General features: G+C 66.3%; 14 protein-coding genes. 7 read left to right on the top strand and 7 right to left on the bottom strand.

The annotated features are described in order from the left end of the window. Window positions 1–7: 7 nt before the first annotated feature. The 5 genes from RB623_RS01955 to RB623_RS01935 all read left to right on the top strand — a co-directional run bounded on the left by RB623_RS01955 (window position 8) and on the right by RB623_RS01935 (window position 6,339). Window positions 8–1,114: a LacI family DNA-binding transcriptional regulator gene (locus tag RB623_RS01955; protein WP_308055055.1), complete on the top strand. Its 1,107-nt coding sequence runs from the start codon at window positions 8–10 to the stop codon at window positions 1,112–1,114. 416 nt (window positions 1,115–1,530) lie between these two features. Next, on the top strand, window positions 1,531–2,517 hold the full coding sequence (locus tag RB623_RS01950; RefSeq protein ID WP_308055054.1) for an ABC transporter substrate-binding protein: 987 nt from the start codon (window positions 1,531–1,533) through the stop codon (window positions 2,515–2,517). Window positions 2,518–2,670: 153 nt separating this feature from the next. Next, on the top strand, window positions 2,671–4,170 hold the full coding sequence (locus RB623_RS01945; RefSeq protein WP_308055053.1) for a sugar ABC transporter ATP-binding protein: 1,500 nt from the start codon (window positions 2,671–2,673) through the stop codon (window positions 4,168–4,170). Window positions 4,171–4,336: 166 nt separating this feature from the next. After that, the gene (locus RB623_RS01940) at window positions 4,337–5,335 is read left to right on the top strand and encodes an ABC transporter permease (RefSeq protein ID WP_308055052.1); all 999 of its coding nucleotides are present in this window, start codon (window positions 4,337–4,339) and stop codon (window positions 5,333–5,335) included. Window positions 5,336–5,337: 2 nt separating this feature from the next. After that, a complete protein-coding gene (locus RB623_RS01935) occupies window positions 5,338–6,339 on the top strand; it encodes an ABC transporter permease (RefSeq protein ID WP_308055051.1) in 1,002 nt (333 codons plus the stop codon). A 13-nt stretch (window positions 6,340–6,352) separates the two neighbouring features. Here RB623_RS01935 and RB623_RS01930 read toward each other — a convergent pair whose 3' ends face one another. Further along, on the bottom strand, window positions 6,353–9,019 hold the full coding sequence (locus tag RB623_RS01930; protein WP_308055050.1) for a molybdopterin-dependent oxidoreductase: 2,667 nt from the start codon (window positions 9,017–9,019) through the stop codon (window positions 6,353–6,355). Window positions 9,020–9,085: 66 nt separating this feature from the next. On the opposite strand from RB623_RS01930, the gene RB623_RS01925 reads away from it, so the two are divergent. Both RB623_RS01925 and RB623_RS01920 read left to right on the top strand, forming a co-directional pair. After that, window positions 9,086–9,271 (top strand): type II toxin-antitoxin system HicA family toxin, encoded by a 186-nt coding sequence (locus RB623_RS01925; protein ID WP_106771309.1) that lies wholly within the window; start codon window positions 9,086–9,088, stop codon window positions 9,269–9,271. Window positions 9,272–9,285: 14 nt separating this feature from the next. Next, window positions 9,286–9,684 (top strand): type II toxin-antitoxin system HicB family antitoxin, encoded by a 399-nt coding sequence (locus tag RB623_RS01920; protein WP_308055049.1) that lies wholly within the window; start codon window positions 9,286–9,288, stop codon window positions 9,682–9,684. Between the two features lie 17 nt (window positions 9,685–9,701). On the opposite strand, the gene nirD is transcribed toward RB623_RS01920, so the two are convergent. From nirD to RB623_RS01890, 6 genes are all read right to left on the bottom strand, one after another. Continuing rightward, on the bottom strand, window positions 9,702–10,031 hold the full coding sequence (gene nirD / locus RB623_RS01915) for a nitrite reductase small subunit NirD (protein WP_308055048.1): 330 nt from the start codon (window positions 10,029–10,031) through the stop codon (window positions 9,702–9,704). A gap of 55 nt (window positions 10,032–10,086) precedes the next feature. Then, a complete protein-coding gene (nirB, locus tag RB623_RS01910; RefSeq protein ID WP_308055047.1) occupies window positions 10,087–12,537 on the bottom strand; it encodes a nitrite reductase large subunit NirB in 2,451 nt (816 codons plus the stop codon). A gap of 16 nt (window positions 12,538–12,553) precedes the next feature. After that, on the bottom strand, window positions 12,554–13,858 hold the full coding sequence (locus RB623_RS01905) for a nitrate/nitrite transporter (RefSeq protein ID WP_308055046.1): 1,305 nt from the start codon (window positions 13,856–13,858) through the stop codon (window positions 12,554–12,556). Window positions 13,859–14,197: 339 nt separating this feature from the next. Further along, window positions 14,198–15,439, bottom strand: coding sequence for a CmpA/NrtA family ABC transporter substrate-binding protein (locus RB623_RS01900; protein WP_308055045.1), 1,242 nt, complete (start codon window positions 15,437–15,439; stop codon window positions 14,198–14,200). Next, the gene (locus tag RB623_RS01895; RefSeq protein WP_308055044.1) at window positions 15,436–16,038 is read right to left on the bottom strand and encodes an ANTAR domain-containing response regulator; all 603 of its coding nucleotides are present in this window, start codon (window positions 16,036–16,038) and stop codon (window positions 15,436–15,438) included. The genes RB623_RS01900 and RB623_RS01895 overlap by 4 nt, the downstream gene beginning before the upstream one ends. 102 nt (window positions 16,039–16,140) lie before the next feature. Further along, window positions 16,141–16,938: a glycerophosphoryl diester phosphodiesterase membrane domain-containing protein gene (locus RB623_RS01890; RefSeq protein ID WP_308055043.1), complete on the bottom strand. Its 798-nt coding sequence runs from the start codon at window positions 16,936–16,938 to the stop codon at window positions 16,141–16,143. Window positions 16,939–17,049 lie beyond the last annotated feature (111 nt).

Below are 17,049 nucleotides of genomic sequence, written 5' to 3'. Positions count from 1 at the left end.
GAGCGGCATGACAAAAATCGACAGCAATGAAGATGCCGGCGGCGACAAACGCCGCGGCCGACCGACCATGACCGATGTCGCGCGCATCGCCGGCGTGTCGCAGTCCAGCGTTTCGCTGGTGCTCAACCAGATGTCGGGGGCGCGCATATCGCCGGAGACCCAGCAGCGGGTTTTCGACGCCGCGCGCCAGGTCGGCTACAAGCTGCCCGGCACAAGGCACGAGGCGGCGGACGGATCGGAGCGCCGCACCATCGCCTACCTGGTCGACGAGATCTCGACCAGCCCACATCCTGTCGTCAGTCTCGACGGCGCCCGCGATTTCGCCTTCGAGCAAAACTTCCTCGTTTCCACCTACGTGACCCGCTCCAATCCGGAACTCGAGGAGGCCACGATCGAGGCGGTCAAGCGCGACAAGTCGGTGATCGGCGTCATCTATTCGTCGATCTTCACCCGCCATGTGACCCTTCCCAAGGCGCTCGAAGGCGTGCCCACCGTCCTGCTCAACTGCTACGCCGAGCCGCGCAAGCATATCGCCATCCTGCCGGGTGAAGTCGCGGGCAGTTTCACGGCGACGGCGCATCTGACGGAACTGGGGCACCGGCGCATCGGTTTCATCAATGGCGAACCGTGGATGGACGCCTCCGTCGACCGGCTGAAGGGCTACCGCCAGGCGCTCGCCACCGCCGACATCGCCTTCGACGAACGGCTGATCCGCAATGGCGACTGGCTGCCGCTGACCGGCTACCACCATGCCCTCGACCTGCTCGGCGCCGACAATCCGCCCACTGCCATCCTCTGCGGCAACGACCTGATGGCCATGGGGGCCATGGAGGCCGCGCAGGAGATGGGGCTGAAGGTTCCCGACGAACTGACGATCATGGGTTACGACGACCAGGAACTGGCGCGCTACACCCATCCGCCGCTGACGACCCTGGTGCTGCCGAACTACGAGATGGGCCAGCGCGCCGCCGAGGCGCTGCTCGACATCACCATCCACGGCAAGAAGTTGAAGCCGATGACAATCAAGATCGACGGACCGCTCGTGATCAGGGCGACAACCGCGGCGCCAGCCGCTGTTCCAGCCCCGGCAAACGGCCTCCGGGTCGCGCGCTGAGGCGCAAGCCACTGTTTTTGATCATGTTGTCGTCAAGGGCCGTACCTTCAACCGTCGCCACGACCGCACATTCGGGAATTTGGTGAAGCGCGGAAGACGGAATGATTTCAAGAAGTTGCAGAGAGAAGACGAGGAAAATCCGGCGACTCGCTTGACGCCAGGCCTCGAACGCGCGGCACAACATGCTTGCAGGTGCGTTCGGGCTTGACGCCGGGCCTCCTTGGATTGACGATCAGCGCTTCGGCGCCTGCCCGCGGAAGAACCAAGAACTGGACCATCGGTGCAAACCGGCTGGTTCCTGATTTGGATTGACCGCTCATAAAATTAGGAGATATGATCAGTTTATGAGGCGGCGCGAACCCGCTTCTGTCCCGGCGGAGGAGCCGGGCTCGTCGGCCAAATTTGGAGGAACACCCATGCGTGACATCACCCGCCGCACGCTTCTGCTCGCGGCCACCGCAGTCGCGGCAGCCGGCCTGACCGCCGGCGCGGCATTTGCCCAGGACCTGCCGCCGCTCGAAAAGAAGGACACTTACAAGGTCGGCTTCGCTCAGACCGAGTCCAACAATCCCTGGCGCATCGCCCAGACCCAGAGCATGCAGGACGAAGCCAAGAAGCTCGGCTACCAGCTCGTCTACACCGACGCCGCCGGCTCCGCCGCAAAGCAGGTCGCCGACGTCAATTCGATGATCGCCCAGGGCGTCGACCTGATCTTCCTCGCCCCGCGCGAGGAGAAGCCGCTGATCCCGGCCGTCATGGCCGCCAAGAAGGCCGGCATCCCGGTGATCCTGCTCGACCGCAATGTCGACCAGGCGCTGGCCAAGGCCGGCACCGACTACGTCACCTTCATCGGCTCGGACTTCATCGACGAGGGCAAGCGCGTCGCCGAATGGCTGGCCAAGAACGCCAACGGCAAGTCGAAGATCATCGAGCTCGAAGGCACCACCGGCTCGTCGCCCGCCAACGACCGCAAGAAGGGTTTTGACGAGGCGATCGCCGCGGCCGGCGGCTTCACCATCCTGGCCTCGCAGTCGGGCGACTTCGCCCGCGACAAGGGCCGCCAGGTGGCGGAATCCCTGCTGCAGGCGCATCCCGACGCCGACATCATCTATGCCCACAATGACGAGATGGCGATGGGCGCCATCGCGGCGCTCGAAGCCGCCGGCAAGAAGCCCGGCACCGACGTGATCGTGCTTTCGATCGACGGCGGCAAGGAAGCCGTGCAGGCGGTGGTCGACGGCAAGATCAACGCTGTCGTCGAGTGCAACCCGCGCTTCGGGCCGAAGGCCTTCGAGACCATGGCCAAATACGCGGCCGGCGAGAAGATCGACGCCTGGGTCAAGAACGACGACAAGTTTTATGACCCGTCCAACGCGGCGGCTGAGCTGGCGAACGCGTACTGAGTTTTTCCTGAAAGGGCCGGGCAGGGATTCGTCCCTGTCCGGCTTTGTTTGTCTGGCGCCTATCTCCCCCGCAAGGAGGGAGATGGAGCGAACCCGCATTGCGCCCCGCCCCTCACGCATGCAAGATCACCTCGAGGGAGGAGCCCCAAAACGATGCTTTTATCGATGAAGGCCATCGACAAGAGCTTTTCCGGCGTGCGCGTGCTGACCGCCGCGACGCTCGACGTCGCGCCGGGCGAGGTGATGGCGCTGATCGGCCAGAACGGCGCCGGCAAGTCGACCATGATAAAAATCCTGACCGGCGCCTATTCGCGTGACGCCGGCGATATCGTCTTCGAGGACAAGCCCGTCGATTTTCGCTCCACCGCCGAGAGCCAGGCGGCCGGCATCGCCACCATCTACCAGGAGATCAACCTGGCGCCGAACCGTTCGGTCGCCGAGAACATTTTTCTCGCCCGCGAGCCGCGCACGAGGCTCGGCCTCGTCGACCGCCGGAAAATGCGGGCCGACGCCCGCGCGGTGCTGAAACGATTCAACCTCGACGTGGATGTCGACCGCCCGCTGGAGGATTTCGGCGCCGCGACGCGCCAGATGGTGGCGATCGCCCGCGGCGTCACCCAGAACGCAAGACTGGTCATCATGGACGAGCCGACCTCCTCGCTCGACGAGCGCGAGGTCGCCGTGCTGTTCGAGACCATCCGGACGCTGAAGGCCGACGGCGTGGCGACCATCTTCATCAGCCACAGGCTGGATGAACTCTACGCCATCTGCGACCGCGTCACCATCATGCGCGACGGGCGCACGGTCGCCGTCAGCACCATGAAGGACATATCGAAGATAGAGCTGGTCCGCTCCATGCTCGGCAAGGAACTGACCGCCTTCACCGCCCGCGTTCATGGCGAGGATATCGCCCGCGAACCCTTCGTCGACGCCACGCAACTCGGCGCCGGCCTGCGCGTGCGCGACGTGTCGCTGTCGATCGCGCGCGGCGAGATCGCCGGCCTGGCCGGCCTGCTCGGCGCCGGCCGCACCGAGACGGCCCGCCTGCTCTACGGCGCCGACCGCAAGGACAAGGGTTCGATCAGGGTCGCCGGCGCGGAGAAATCCTACGCCGCGCCGGCCGATGCTATTCGTGACGGATTCGGCTTCGTGTCCGAGGACCGCAAGGTCGAGGGCATCGTCCCCGAGATGAGCGTGCGCGAGAACATGACGCTGGCGATCCTGCCGCGCCTGCAGAAATCCGGCGTCGTCGACACCGCCGAACAGCAGCGCATCGTCGACCGCTACATCAAGGCGCTCGGCGTCAAATGCGCCTCGCCCGAGCAGCCGATCCGCGAGCTTTCGGGCGGCAACCAGCAAAAAGTGCTGCTCGCCCGCTGGCTATGCATGAATCCAAAACTGCTCATCGTCGACGAGCCGACGCGCGGCATCGACGTCGGCGCCAAGGCCGAGATCCTGAAACTGCTGCGCGGCCTCGCCGACGACGGGCTGTCCGTGCTGATGATCTCGTCGGAACTGGAGGAACTGATCGCCGCCGCCGACCACGTCACCGTGCTCAGCGACGGCTATTCGGTCGCGCATCTCGGCGCCGGGGAGATCACCGAGGAAAGGCTGATGACGGCGATGGCGCATCAGGACGAGGAAGCGGCGTGATGATGGTGCGACTATCCCCCTTCTCCCCGCTTGCGGGGAAAAGGTCCCGCCAGGGGGGTCCGAAGGACGGGCGGCACCTGCTCTTCAAAAGCGATCTCCTGCCCCTCATCCGCCCCTTCGGGGCACCTTCTCCCCGTTTACGGGGAGAAGGAAGGGGCGTGTCATCATGACCACCATCGAAACGACCGCGCCGCAAACCCGCCCGAAAGGCAGCGCTCTTGCCTGGGTCAGCCGCTACGGCACGCTGATCGCCTTCCTGGCGCTGATCGCCTTCAACGCGGCGGTGACGCCGAACTTCCTCACCTGGCAGACGCTCAACGTCAACCTGACCCAGGTGGCGACCATCGTCATCGTCGCCACCGGCATGACGCTGGTGATCGCCACCGGCGGCATCGACCTTTCGGTCGGCTCGCTGATGGCGATTTCCGGGGCGCTGGCGCCGATGATCTTCCTCGGCACCATCATGCCGATCCCCTCGCCGTTCCTGGCGATCCTGCTAGCCTTCACCGTGCCGGTCATCGTCGCCGCCGCCTTCGGCTGGTTCAACGGCATGCTGATCACCCGCTATTCCATCCAGCCGATCGTAGCCACGCTGGTGCTGTTCATCGCCGGGCGCGGCATCGCCCAGGTGATGACCAACGGCAATCTGCAGGTCTTCAAGAACGACGCCTTCCAGTTCATCGCGCTCGGCCGCGTGTTCGGCATCCCGACGCAGGTCATCATCATGGCCGTCATCGTGGCGCTCGCCGCCTTCATGGTGCGCCGCACCGCCTTCGGTCGGCAGATGCTCGCCGTCGGCGGCAACGAGAAAGCCGCAAGGCTGGCCGGCATTCCGGCCGTGCGGGTGAAACGCCTCGTCTACGTTATCAGCGGCGCGCTGGCCGGCATTGCCGGGCTGATCGTGGTTGCCCGCAACTCCGCCAGCGACGCCAATCTCGTCGGGCTCGGCATGGAACTCGACGCCATCGCGGCGGTCGCCGTCGGCGGAACCCTTTTGACAGGCGGCCGCGCCAACATTCTGGGCACCCTTCTCGGCGCCTTCGTCATCCAGCTCGTGCAATACACGCTGCTCGCCAACGGCGTTCCCGACGCCGCCGCGCGCATCGTCAAGGCGGGGCTGATCATCGCAGCGGTGTTCATCCAGCTACGCGCGGCGCGGGGTTAGATATGAACACGCTCGCCTCCCGCCTCGCCTTCCTCGGTCCGCTGGCGCCGCGCTCCAACATCGACCTGGCGCGGCTGGGCGTCGTCGTCGCGCTGGCCGCGCTGATCGTCTTCGGCGCGCTGCGCTACGACGGGTTCCTGTCGGCCTTCAACGCGCTGTCCTTCCTGCGCTACAACTCCATGTTCGCGCTGATCGCGCTGGGCATGGCGCTGGTCATCATGACCGGCGGCATCGACCTGTCGGTGGGCGCGACCGCAGCACTTGCCAGCGTCGTCGCAGCCCTTCTGTCGCCCTATCACTGGGCGGCGGGGCTCGCCGGCGGGCTGGCGACCGGCCTCGTCGTCGGCACCATCAACGGCCTCGTCATCACGCGGCTGAAGATCCAGCCCTTCATCGCCACGCTGGCGGCCATGCTGGCGGCCTACGGAACCGGCCTGCTGCTGGCCGACAACCAGTCTGTGTCGGTCTCCTACGACAGCGGCTTCACCGAGATCGGCCAGGGCGACTTTTTGGGCTTCCCGATCCCGGCCTGGATCGCGCTCGCTGCCTATGTCGTCGGCTGGATCGCGCTGGAGCGCCATCCGGTCGGCCGCCGCGTGCTCGCCATAGGCGACGGCGAGGCGACGGCGACGCTGATGGGCCTCAAGGTCGAGCGCACGCTGATGGGCGTCTACATTACCTCCGGCGTGCTCGCCGGGCTGGCCGGCGTCATACTTGCCTCGCAGTTCGGCGCCGGCCAGCCTATCGAAGGCCAGGGCTGGGAACTGATCGCCATCGCCTCGGTAGTGGTCGGCGGCACCCTGCTCACCGGCGGCGTTGGCTCGATCGGCGCGACGCTGGCCGGCGCGCTGCTGCTCGGGCTGGTGTTCAATATCCTGAACTTCGAGAACGGGCTGGGCTGGATCTCGCTGTCGGCTTACTGGCAGTCGGTCATCCGCGGCCTGTTCCTGCTCGCGGTCGTGGTGCTGCAGGCAAAACTCGCCAACGTCCGCCGCAATGCGTGAGTGATCCCCGCCGCTACTCCGCCGCCTGCAGGCTGGACGCCGCCAGCACCGCCCTGATCTCCGACCGGCAGGAGCCGCAATTGGTGCCGGCGTTCAGCGCCTTGCCGACATCCTCGACGCTGCGGCAGCCGGCGGAGACGGCGCCTGCGATCTGGTTGACCCCGACATTGAAGCAGGAGCAGACGATGCGGCCCACCGACGGCGCCGGCACCGGCGCCCGCCCCGACAGCAGCGCGCGGCGGTCGAGTGGCGATAGCGGTTCGCCCGACGCCAGCAACGCCAGCAGCCAGTCGCGCTCCGGCAACTGGCCGGGCCGGCCGACCAGCAAGGCCTCCGCAAGCCGCCCCTCCGCGTCGGTGGCCGCGGCGCGGAACATCACGCCCTTGCGGTCGGTGTAGTCGATCAGCCGGTCGCGCGGCACACCCGCGATCAGCGTGCGGGCCAGCAATATGCCCTGGTCGGGCGGCTCGGTGCCGGCAAGCTCGTAGGCCCAGCCGCCCGCGACCGCAGCCCGGCTCCAGTGGACCAGGCCGGTCGGGCGGATGTCGCGGCGGGTGATCAGCACGCCGGCCCATTCGATCGGCTCGCGGGAGATCCGCACGGGCACGTGCTTCAGTTCCGGCTGGCCGGAAAACGGGTCGGCGAGCGGCGAGGACAGCGGCCCCGCCGCCGCGTTTGCGGAAAAACGCCCGCTCCAGTGCATCGGCAAAAAGGCCTCGCCGCGGCGCTGGGCGTCGGTGACGCGCACTTTTGCGCGGGCGCCGCCGTAGCGGCTCTCGACGCGCGCCAGGTCGCCGTCGCGCAGGTTGCGCGCGGCCGCGTCGGCCGGATGCATCTCGACCGCGGGTTCCGGCGCGTTCGCCATCAGCCGGGGCACCCGCCCTGTGCGTGTCATCGTGTGCCACTGGTCGCGCGAGCGGCCGGTGTTAAGCGCCATCGGAAAGGCCGCGCCGAGCGGCAGCGCCGGCCCTTCCTGCCGCACCGCGACGAAGCGCGCCCGCCCGTCCGGCGTCGGAAAGCGACCGTCGGCCAGCAGCCTTGCGGTTTCTTGTTCGCTTTCCCCCTTGAGCGGCCAATGCACGGGCGACAGGCGCTCGTATTCGGCCTCCTCGATATTGGCCAGGCCGCCTATGTCGAACAGGCGTCCACCGCTGTTCTCGAATGCCGAAAGGGCGGCATGCTCGCGGAAGATTTCCGCGGGCGTCGAGTAAGAAAACGCCCCGGCGAAACCCATGCGGCGGGCGACCTCGGTGACGATCCACCAGTCAGGACGGGCCTCGCCAGGCCAGGACGCGAAACGCCGCTGGCGCGATATGCGTCGTTCGGAATTGGTGACGGTGCCGTCCTTTTCGCCCCAGCCGGCGGCCGGCAGCAGCACGTCGGCGAAACGCGTCGTGTCGGTTTGCGTGATGTCGGAGACGACGACGAAGTCACATTTTTTCAGCGCGGCCCGCACCCTGGTCGCGTCCGGCATGCTGACGGCGGGGTTGGTGCCCATCACCCACAGCGCCTTGAGGCCCCCGTCGGCGGCGGCCTCGAACAGGTCGACCGCCTTCAGCCCGGCGCGTCTGGCGGTCCGGGGGGCATTCCAGAAGCGGGCGACGCGGTCGATGTCCGCCGGGCTGTCAAAACCCATATGCGCGGCAAGCTGGTTGGCGAGCCCGCCAACCTCGCGCCCGCCCATGGCGTTGGGCTGGCCGGTGACGGAGAACGGCCCCATGCCGGGTTTGCCGATACGGCCGGTGGCGAGATGGCAGTTGATGATGGCGTTGACCTTGTCGGTGCCGTGCGCCGATTGGTTTATTCCTTGGCTGTAGACGGTGGCGCTGCGCTCGGTCTTGGCGAACCAGGCGTAGAAGCGCTCGACATCGGCGAGAGCGACATCGCAGCCCTCGGCAACCCGCGCCAGCGTCGGCGCGTCGGAGGCGGCCAGCGCCAGCGCGGCATCGAAGCCGGTCGTATGGGCGGCGGCATAGGCGGCGTCGACAAAACCCTCGCGCGCGAGATGGGCAAGCAGACCGTTGAACAACAGCACGTCGGTGCCCGGCCGGATCGGCAGATGCAGATCGCAATCCGCGGCGGTCGCCGTGCGGCGCGGATCGATGACGACGATCCTCGTTCCGCGTGTGGCGCGGGCCGCAAGCAGGCGCTGATAAAGCACCGGATGGCACCAGGCGGTGTTCGATCCGGCGAAGACGACGAGGTCGGCCTGCTCGAAATCCTCATAGGTGCCCGGAACGATGTCCTCGCCGAAGGCGCGCTTGTGTCCTGCCACCGAGGACGCCATGCACAGGCGCGAATTCGTGTCGATGTTGCCGGAGCCGATAAAACCCTTCATCAGCTTGTTGGCGACGTAATAATCCTCGGTGAGAAGCTGACCGGAGACGTAGAAGCCGACGGAATCCGGCCCGTGCGCCGCTATCGTCTCGGAAAAACGGCGCGCCACGAGGTCGAGCGCCGCATTCCATTCCGCGCGCTTGCCGCCGATCTCCGGGTGAAGCAGCCGGCCGTCGAGGCCGAGCGTCTCGCCGAGCGCCGAGCCTTTCGAGCACAGCCTGCCGCGATTGGCCGGATGATCGGGGTCGCCGCGGACGGCAACGCTGCCGTCCGCGGCGACCCGCGCCAGCACGCCGCAACCCACCCCGCAATAGGGGCATGTGGTCCTCACCTCGGCTGCCATGACGACCTCGTGACTTGAAACGGGACCCATCGATGTGTATTTTGATGCGCATAGAGGGAGGCGGGATTGGAGAGGAACAGCCGCCGGATCATCCAGAGGCTGAAAGCCGAGGGATTCGAGGAAGTGTCCGTCTCCGGTTCACACCACAAATTCCGCAAGGGCGACAGGACCGTGATCGTTCCGCATCCCAAGAAGGATCTGCCGGAAGGGACGGCGCGAAACATCGCCCGGGCCGCCGGCTGGCTGAGATAGAAGGACCGTCTTCCATGCGGGCTTACTTTGCCATCGTCCACAAGGATCGGGACAGCGCCTACGGCGTCTCGTTTCCCGATCTTCCGGGCGTGTTTTCCGCCGCCGACGAGGAAGAGGATATCGTGTCTAATGCGCTGGAGGCGCTGCAACTCTACGCCGAAGATGCAGAGTTGCCTGAACCTTCGACCATCGACGCTGTCGTGGCGAAGCCCGAACTCCGCGAGGAACTGGCGGCCGGCGCCTTCATCATCCGCGTTCCGCTCGTGGACAACGACACCCGCGTGGTCCGCGCGAACGTGACCTTCGAGGCTGGAATGCTGCGGGCAATCGACGAGACGGCGCAGCAGCGTGGCCTGACGCGATCGGCGTTCCTCGCGAGTTGCGCCCGCAAGGAAATCGAAGCCACGGGCTAAAAAGGCCGTCCCGCGCATCATTCTGCCGCGAGCAGCATTTCGCCGAGCGCGATCGCGATGCGGCCATCCTCGACCTTGACCGGTATCGTCCTGACCGCCCCCTCGTCCGCGCCCTGCGCCTTGCCTGTCTCCAGCGAGAACACCCAGTTGTGCAGCGGGCAGGTGACCGCCGCGCCGTGCACGATGCCCTGGCTGAGCGGTCCGCCTTTGTGCGGACAATGATCGTCGATGGCGAAGACCTGGTCGTCCGCTGTGCGGAAGATGCCGATCTTACCTTGCGGGGTGTCGACGCAGCGCGCGCCGCGCCTAGGAATGTCGGCGAGCATGCCGATGGGTGTCCAGTTCATCGCGTATCTCTCTTGTCGTGTGGCGTCAGGCGGTTTGCTCTTCTCAGGGCTGCGCTCACTCTGCCGCCTCCGCGAAACCCACCGTTGCCATCGGCTGGAACTCGTGCTTGTCCTTGCCGGAGACGCGTTCCGACCAGGGGTCGACCTGCGCGAACTTTTGGCTGAAGACGAAGCGCTCGTAATAGGCCTTGCGGCGTTCGACATCGTCCAGCACCTGGCGCTTGATCTCGGCCGTGCCGATGCGCTTGGCCCATTTGTAGATGCGCTCGAGGTAGCGCGCCTGCTCGCGGTACATCTGCGTCAGCGCGACGATGACCTCCAGCGCCTCGTCCTCGCTCTTTACCAGGCCGAGCACCTCGGTGCCCTTGATGTCGAGGCCGGCAGCACCGGCGAAGTGGATCTCGTAACCTGAATCGACGCAGATCACGCCGACGTCCTTGCAGGTCGCCTCCGCGCAGTTGCGCGGACAGCCCGACACCGCCATCTTCACCTTGGCCGGCGTCCACGAACCCCACATGAACTTTTCGATGCGGATGCCCAGCCCCGTCGAATCCTGCGTGCCGAACCGGCACCAGTCCGTGCCGACGCAGGTCTTCACCGTGCGCAGGCCCTTGGCGTAGGCCTGGCCCGAGACGAAGCCGGCCTTGCCGAGATCGGCCCACACCGCCGGCAGATCCTGCTTGCGGATACCCAGCATGTCGATGCGCTGGCCGCCGGTGACCTTCACCGCCGGTATCGCAAACTTGTCGACGACATCGGCGATGGCGCGCAGCTCCTTCGACGAGGTCATGCCGCCCCACATGCGCGGCACCACCGAATAGGTGCCGTCCTTTTGGATGTTGGCGTGGACGCGCTCGTTGATGAACCGCGACTGGTAGTCGTCGGCATATTCGTCCGGCCAGTCGGCAACGAGGTAGTAGTTGAGCGCCGGCCGGCATTTGGCGCAGCCACAGGAGGTCTTCCACTGAAGCTCCTGCATCACGGCGAGGATGCTCTTCAGCCCCTTGGCCTTGATCAGCCGGCGCACGTCGTCGTGGCCGAGCGTGGTACAGCCGCACATGGGCTGCACGGCGGCCGGGTTGTAGCTGTCTCCCAGCGTCAGTTTCAGAAGCTGTTCGACGAGGCCCGTGCACGAACCGCACGAGGCGGACGCTTTTGTGTGGGCGCGCACGTCGTCCAGGCCGGTCAGGCCTTTGCCGGTGATAGTAGAGGTGATCTTTCCCTTGCAGACGCCGTTGCAGCCGCAGATTTCCGCATCATCCGCCAGTGCCGCAACGGCCGCCAGAGGGTCCGCGGAGGCGCCCCCCTGGAAGGCCTGCCCGAAGATCAGCGTATCGCGCATCTCCGAAATGTCGGTCTGCTTCTTCTTCAGATCGTTGAACCAGGCGCCATCGCCGGTCTCGCCGAACAGCACCGTGCCGATGATCTTGTTGTCCTGCAGGATGAGGCGCTTGTAGATGCCGGCCGAGGCGTCGCGCAGGATGATCTCCTCGCGGTCCTCGCCGTCGGCGAAATCGCCGATCGAATAGAGGTCTATGCCGGTGACCTTGAGCTTCGTCGGCGTATCGGAATGGACGAAGCGCTTGTCCTCGCTATCGGAAAGCTTCGCCGCCGCGACACGGGCCATCTCGTAGAGCGGCGCGACAAGGCCGTAGACATGGCCGCCGACTTCGGCGCATTCGCCGAGTGCGAAGATCGTCGGATCGGAGGTGCGCATGCGGTCGTCGGTGACGATGCCGCGGTTGACCTTCAGCCCCGCCTCCCTGGCAAGCGCCACATTCGGCCGGATGCCGACTGCCATCACCACCAGTGTCGCCGGGATGATTGTACCGTCGGCGAGTTCGACGCCTTCGACCTTGCCGTTGCCGATGATGGCCTTGGTGTTGGCCTTGGTGATGACCTTGATGCCGCGCGCCTCGACCGCCTTCTGCAGCAGGTAGCCGGCGGCGGGATCGAGCTGCCGCTCCATCAGGGTGGGCATGACGTGCAGCACGGTGACGTCCATGCCGCGTTCCTTGAGGCCGGCCGCCGCCTCCAGTCCGAGCAGGCCGCCGCCGATCACCACCGCCTTGGCTCGCGACTGGGCGGCCAGCAGCATGGCGTTGACGTCGTCGAGGTCACGGTAGCTGAGCACGCCGGGCAGGTCCTTGCCCGGCACCGGGATGATGAAGGGCACCGAACCCGTGGCGATCACCAGCCTGTCGTAGTGTTCCGTCACGCCATGGTCGGAGGTGACGGTTTTCGCGTCACGGTCGATGGCGACGATCTTGTGGCCCTTGTAGAGCGTGATGCCGTGCTTGATGTACCAGCCGTCGCCATGGATGACGATCTCCTCGAACGCCTTCTCGCCCGACAGGACCGGCGACAGCATGATGCGGTCGTAGTTCACGCGCGGTTCGGCGTTGAAGATGGTGACCTGGTAGCGGTCGGGCGCGGCTTCCAGCAGGTGCTCCAGCATCCTGCCCGGCGCCATGCCGTTGCCGACGATGATGAGTTTCTCGGTCATGTCGCTGATCCCCGCTTCACTCGGCCGCCGCCACGAGCGACGGCTCGCGCGCCGTCGAGATGTCGCGGTTCATCCGCAGGATTGCCGCATGCATCCAGGCGAGGCAGGCCGCGACGACCAGGAAGAGCAGCATGAAGCAGCTCGACCAGACGCCCGTCAGGTCGTTCAGCGCCCCGAAGGCGATCGGCAGGACGAAGCCGCCAAGCCCGCCGATCATGCCGACGAGGCCGCCGACGGCACCGACACTGTCGGGGTAATAGACGGGGATGTGCTTGTAGACGGCGGCCTTGCCGATCGCCATGAAGAAGCCCAGCACGAAGGCGATGGCGATGAACGCCAGCCAGCCGATCTCGATGTGGAAGACGATCGGGCCGTCGATGCCGCGCACGGCATAGTCGGTCGCCGGCAGCGCCAACACCGCGCAGCACACTGCCGACACCACGAAGGTCCAGTAGAGCACGGTGCGCGCGCCGAGCCGGTCGGACAGCACGCCGCCATAAGCCCGGAAGATCGAGGCGGGGATCGAATAGGCCGCGCCGATCATGCCGGCGGTGGCGATGTCGAAACCGTAGACGCCGATCAGATAGCGCGGCAGCCACAGCGCCAGCGCGACGAAGCCGCCGAAGACGAAGAAGTAATAGAGCCCGAAGCGCCAGACCTGGAGGTTCTTCAGCGGCGCAAATTCCTGCCAGAAGCTCTTTGCGCTACGGTCCACGCCAGCCCGGCGCGCGCGGATCACCGGATCGTCCTCGGTGCCGAACCAGAAGATCAAGGCCATGAAGGCGAGCACGCACGCCCAGATCACGGCGACATCCTGCCAGCCAGCGGCCAGCAGCACGAACGGCGCCAAAAACTTCGTCACCGCCGCACCGACATTGCCTACCCCAAAAATGCCGAGCGCCGTGCCCTGCTTGCCGGCCGGATAGAAGCGCGACACATAGGCGACGCCGACCGCGAAGGAGCCGCCGGCCAAGCCGACGCCAAGTGCGGCGACCAGCATCTGCGCATAGGTCTGGGCGAAGGCCAGCAGGAACGTCGCGATTGCCGCAGCCAGCATGGTCGCGGTGTAGACGAGGCGCCCGCCAAAACGGTCGGTCCACACGCCGAGCAGAATGCGCACCAGCGAGCCGGTGAGGATCGGCGTGCCGACCAGCAGGCCGAACTCGGTTTCGCTCAGACCGAGTTCCTGCTTGATGCGCACGCCGATGATCGAAAAGATCGTCCACACGGCGAAGCAGACGGTGAAGGCGATGGTGGACATGGCAAGCGCGCGGGCCGGGGCTTTGTCCTGGCTGGGCGCGGCTGGGAAGGTTTCTGTCATTGTCGGCTCCGTTGGGCGGCGTGCGGGCCACGCCGGCTGGATCGCGAAAACAAAAAAGCTGCCGGCCAGGCTGCCTGCGTCCGTCCATCCGGGATCGCGGAAACCTGATCGGCAGCTTTGCCTGGGGGCGCCCGCCATTGGACGCCGATATTTTTGGCCCGAGGGCCTCGGATTTAACGAAGCAGGGAACGTGCCAGACTCGAAATCGAGTTAGAAGGGACGTAATTTCAATAGCTTGCAAAAATTGGCGATCAGACCGAGCCGTGACAGGTGCGATCAAACGCTAGTCAATCGCTGGTCAGTCTGCTCATTTATTGTGCGATGCACAAGAATGCCTGTTCAGCGATCAGGGGCCGTGGCCTGCCCCGCGATATAGGCGTCGAGCGCATCCGGGTCGAACAGGCTTCCGTCGAAGAAGCCGTCGGGACCGAGCGTCAAGCTTGCGCCCGCCGAACCGACCGGAGTGGCCGTCTTCAGCGCGCCTTCCACCTTGGCGTTGGCGCCGGGTAGCGCCACGCCGAGCGGCTTCAGCGCCTCGCGGTAGAGGTCGGGACGATAGGTTTCGCGGGCGATCGAGGCGTTGGCGGCGCTGTGCCCGACCTGCCCCCAGCGCGCCATCTGGCTATAGAACCACAGCGCGTGGCTCTTCCACGGAAAGGTCGCAGCCTTGGCCTGCGGCACGAAGAAATCCTGCACGCCGACGGTCGTTTCCGGCCCGGTTTGCAACCGGCCCGACAAAGCCGGCAGCATCCATTCGGTCGGCCGGCCGACATAGGCGGGAGCCGCGAGCATGCGCGCGAGTTCGCCCAGATTGGCGGGATCGCCGCACCACGCGGCGGCGCGGTAGAGCGCGCGCAGCAGCGAAGCCAGCGCCTCCGGCCGCGCCTCCGCCCAGGATTGCGCCACACCCAGCACCTTTTCCGGGCTGGAGCGCCAGATCGCCGCCTTCACCGTGGCGATGCGTCCGTGGCCGAGCTGCACCGCCGCCGTGTTCCAGGGTTCGCCGGCGCAATAGCCGTCGATCGCCCCGGAGCCGAGCGCGTCGGCCATCAGCGGCGGCGGCACGATGACGATGTCGATGTCGCGATCGGGGTCGACCCCACAGGCCGCCAGCCAGTAGCGGAGCTCGTAGTTGTGGCCCGAATGCGGGTGCACGACGGCGAAGCGCAGCGGCGGCTGGCCGGCGCGCGACCGCTCCGCGACGACCGTCTTCAGCGCGGCGCCGGCAGCGCGCGGCGCAAGATCATCGGTCGCGCCATGCGCCGCCAGAGCCTGCCAAAGCATGTTGGAGACCGTCACCGCGTTGCCGCCCAGCCCGAGCGCCATCGGCGCCACGGTGCGCGCGGCCAGCGGCGTCAGCCCGAGATTGCAGGCGATCGGCATCGGCGCCAGCATATGCGCCACCTGGAAATGCCCTACGGCCAGCCGGTCGCGGATGTTCGCCCAGGAAGTTTCGCGCGCCAGCGTCAGGTCCACGCCCTCCTTCGCCGCGAAGCCCGCCTCCTTGGCAGCGACCAGCAGGGCGCTGTCCAGCAGCGGCAGGAAACCGGCGGTGATCTGGTGCGGCGCGTCGGTGCTCATGCGTCGTCTCCCGGGCCGAGCAGGCCGGCGGCCAGGATCAGGCTGCGCGCCACCTCGCCGATCTTGCGGTTCTGGTTCATCGCGGTCTTGCGCAGCAGCGCGTAGGCTTCCGTCTCCGGCAGCCCGCGCGACTTCATCAGGATGCCCTTGGCCTTCTCGACCGCCTTGCGATCCTCGAGTTCGCTGCGCGCCTCCTCCAGTTCGCGCGACAGCCGCGAAAAGGCATTGAAGCGGCTGATCGCCAGGTCGAGGATCGGCTTCACCCGTTCGCGCTTCAACCCGTCGACGATATAGGCGGACACGCCGGCGTCGATCGCCGCCTCGATCGAATCGCGGTCCGAGCGGTCGACGAACATGGCGATCGGCCGCTTCACCGCGCGCGACAACTGGAACATGTTCTCCAGCATATCGCGGTTGGGGTTTTCCAGGTCGATGACGATCACGTCGGGGTTGATCGCGGCGATCCGCCGGGCAATGCCAGCAACGTCGTGCACCAGCGTCACGTCGTCATGGCCGGCCTCGCGCAGCCCCGCCTCGATGATCGAGGCGCGGATGCGGTTCTCGTCGATGACCAGAATGGCGAGGGGCGCTTGAGCCATGCCGCATTTTGCGCGCCGCCGATGATTGTGCAATGCGGCATTTGCGAAACCGGCCTCGGCGAAGCGAGGCCGGCGCTTGCTCCAGCATTTTCGCCTGGGCGGTTAGGCGAAGATCTCGGCGAGCTGCTTCACATCCGTGCCTTCCTTGACGTAGCGCAGTTCGACATAGGCGACGGCCATGGCGATCGACGCGATCACCGACGTCACCGCCGAAAGCACGGCAACCAGCGCCGTGGCCAGGACCGTCCCAAGGATGGGCATTATCGCCAGGGCCAGAAGTCCCAAAACGAGCTGCAAGATCCAGATCGCGACGATCAGGATGACGAACAGCCCGAAGATGCGCCAGCGGCTTCCCTTCGTCAGTTCGGAGCTGCGTCTCATGCTTTCAAGAACGCCGAGACGCTCGTGGACCAGCGCCGGCACCGCGGCCGACCAGCGGATAAGCAGATAGAGGCCCGGAATGATCAGCAGCACGAAGCCGATGCCGATGCCGAGATACATCAGGAACAGGAGGCCGATGATCGGCAGGAGCACGGCTATGCCGCGGCTCAGCGCGTCGGCGAATGTCGGCTGCTGCCCATTCAGGTCCTCGATTGTCGTCCGCACCAGGGCCGCCTGCAGGATCGACGCCAGCACCAGGTAGATGATGAAATAGACGAGGCCGGCAAGCGCCGACGTCGGCTCGAACTCGGGCGGCGGCACCGCCCCTGTCTCGGCCGACAACAGCGCGGCGTCGATCTGCGAGCCTGTCAAGAGCTGGTACAGGAAAGTCGGAATGCCTGAGAAAATCACCGCCAGCCCGAGGCAAAGCCCAAAATTGCGCCCAAGCACGCTGAACGTATCGCCAAACACCCGGCCGATGCGGAACGCCGCCGGCCGGTCGTAACTTGCCATGCTCATGTGGTCCTCTCCTTCGCAGCGTGTCCCCCGCGCTGCATTTCGAGCACAAGTTGCCAATCTCTCCGCGTTTCGTCCAGCGTCGCTTGCATTTTTCAGGCGCTGTTGCCAGTG

The organism is Mesorhizobium sp. LHD-90, from assembly GCF_030929505.1.
Lineage (GTDB): Bacteria > Pseudomonadota > Alphaproteobacteria > Rhizobiales > Rhizobiaceae > Kumtagia.
This window is presented reverse-complemented; position numbering and strand designations above follow the sequence as displayed.

Excerpts from the sequence above, each read along its gene's own strand:
- RB623_RS01895 (WP_308055044.1), bottom strand. The coding sequence starts at position 16,038 with ATGGCTCAAGCGCCCCTCGCCATTCTGGTCATCGACGAGAACCGCATC.
- nirD (WP_308055048.1), bottom strand. The coding sequence starts at position 10,031 with ATGAACTGGACACCCATCGGCATGCTCGCCGACATTCCTAGGCGCGGC.
- RB623_RS01920 (WP_308055049.1), top strand. The coding sequence starts at position 9,286 with ATGCGGGCTTACTTTGCCATCGTCCACAAGGATCGGGACAGCGCCTAC.
- RB623_RS01900 (WP_308055045.1), bottom strand. The coding sequence starts at position 15,439 with ATGAGCACCGACGCGCCGCACCAGATCACCGCCGGTTTCCTGCCGCTG.
- RB623_RS01940 (WP_308055052.1), top strand. The coding sequence starts at position 4,337 with ATGACCACCATCGAAACGACCGCGCCGCAAACCCGCCCGAAAGGCAGC.
- RB623_RS01955 (WP_308055055.1), top strand. The coding sequence starts at position 8 with ATGACAAAAATCGACAGCAATGAAGATGCCGGCGGCGACAAACGCCGC.
- RB623_RS01935 (WP_308055051.1), top strand. The coding sequence starts at position 5,338 with ATGAACACGCTCGCCTCCCGCCTCGCCTTCCTCGGTCCGCTGGCGCCG.
- RB623_RS01905 (WP_308055046.1), bottom strand. The coding sequence starts at position 13,858 with ATGACAGAAACCTTCCCAGCCGCGCCCAGCCAGGACAAAGCCCCGGCC.
- RB623_RS01930 (WP_308055050.1), bottom strand. The coding sequence starts at position 9,019 with ATGGCAGCCGAGGTGAGGACCACATGCCCCTATTGCGGGGTGGGTTGC.
- RB623_RS01945 (WP_308055053.1), top strand. The coding sequence starts at position 2,671 with ATGCTTTTATCGATGAAGGCCATCGACAAGAGCTTTTCCGGCGTGCGC.
- RB623_RS01950 (WP_308055054.1), top strand. The coding sequence starts at position 1,531 with ATGCGTGACATCACCCGCCGCACGCTTCTGCTCGCGGCCACCGCAGTC.
- nirB (WP_308055047.1), bottom strand. The coding sequence starts at position 12,537 with ATGACCGAGAAACTCATCATCGTCGGCAACGGCATGGCGCCGGGCAGG.
- RB623_RS01890 (WP_308055043.1), bottom strand. The coding sequence starts at position 16,938 with ATGAGCATGGCAAGTTACGACCGGCCGGCGGCGTTCCGCATCGGCCGG.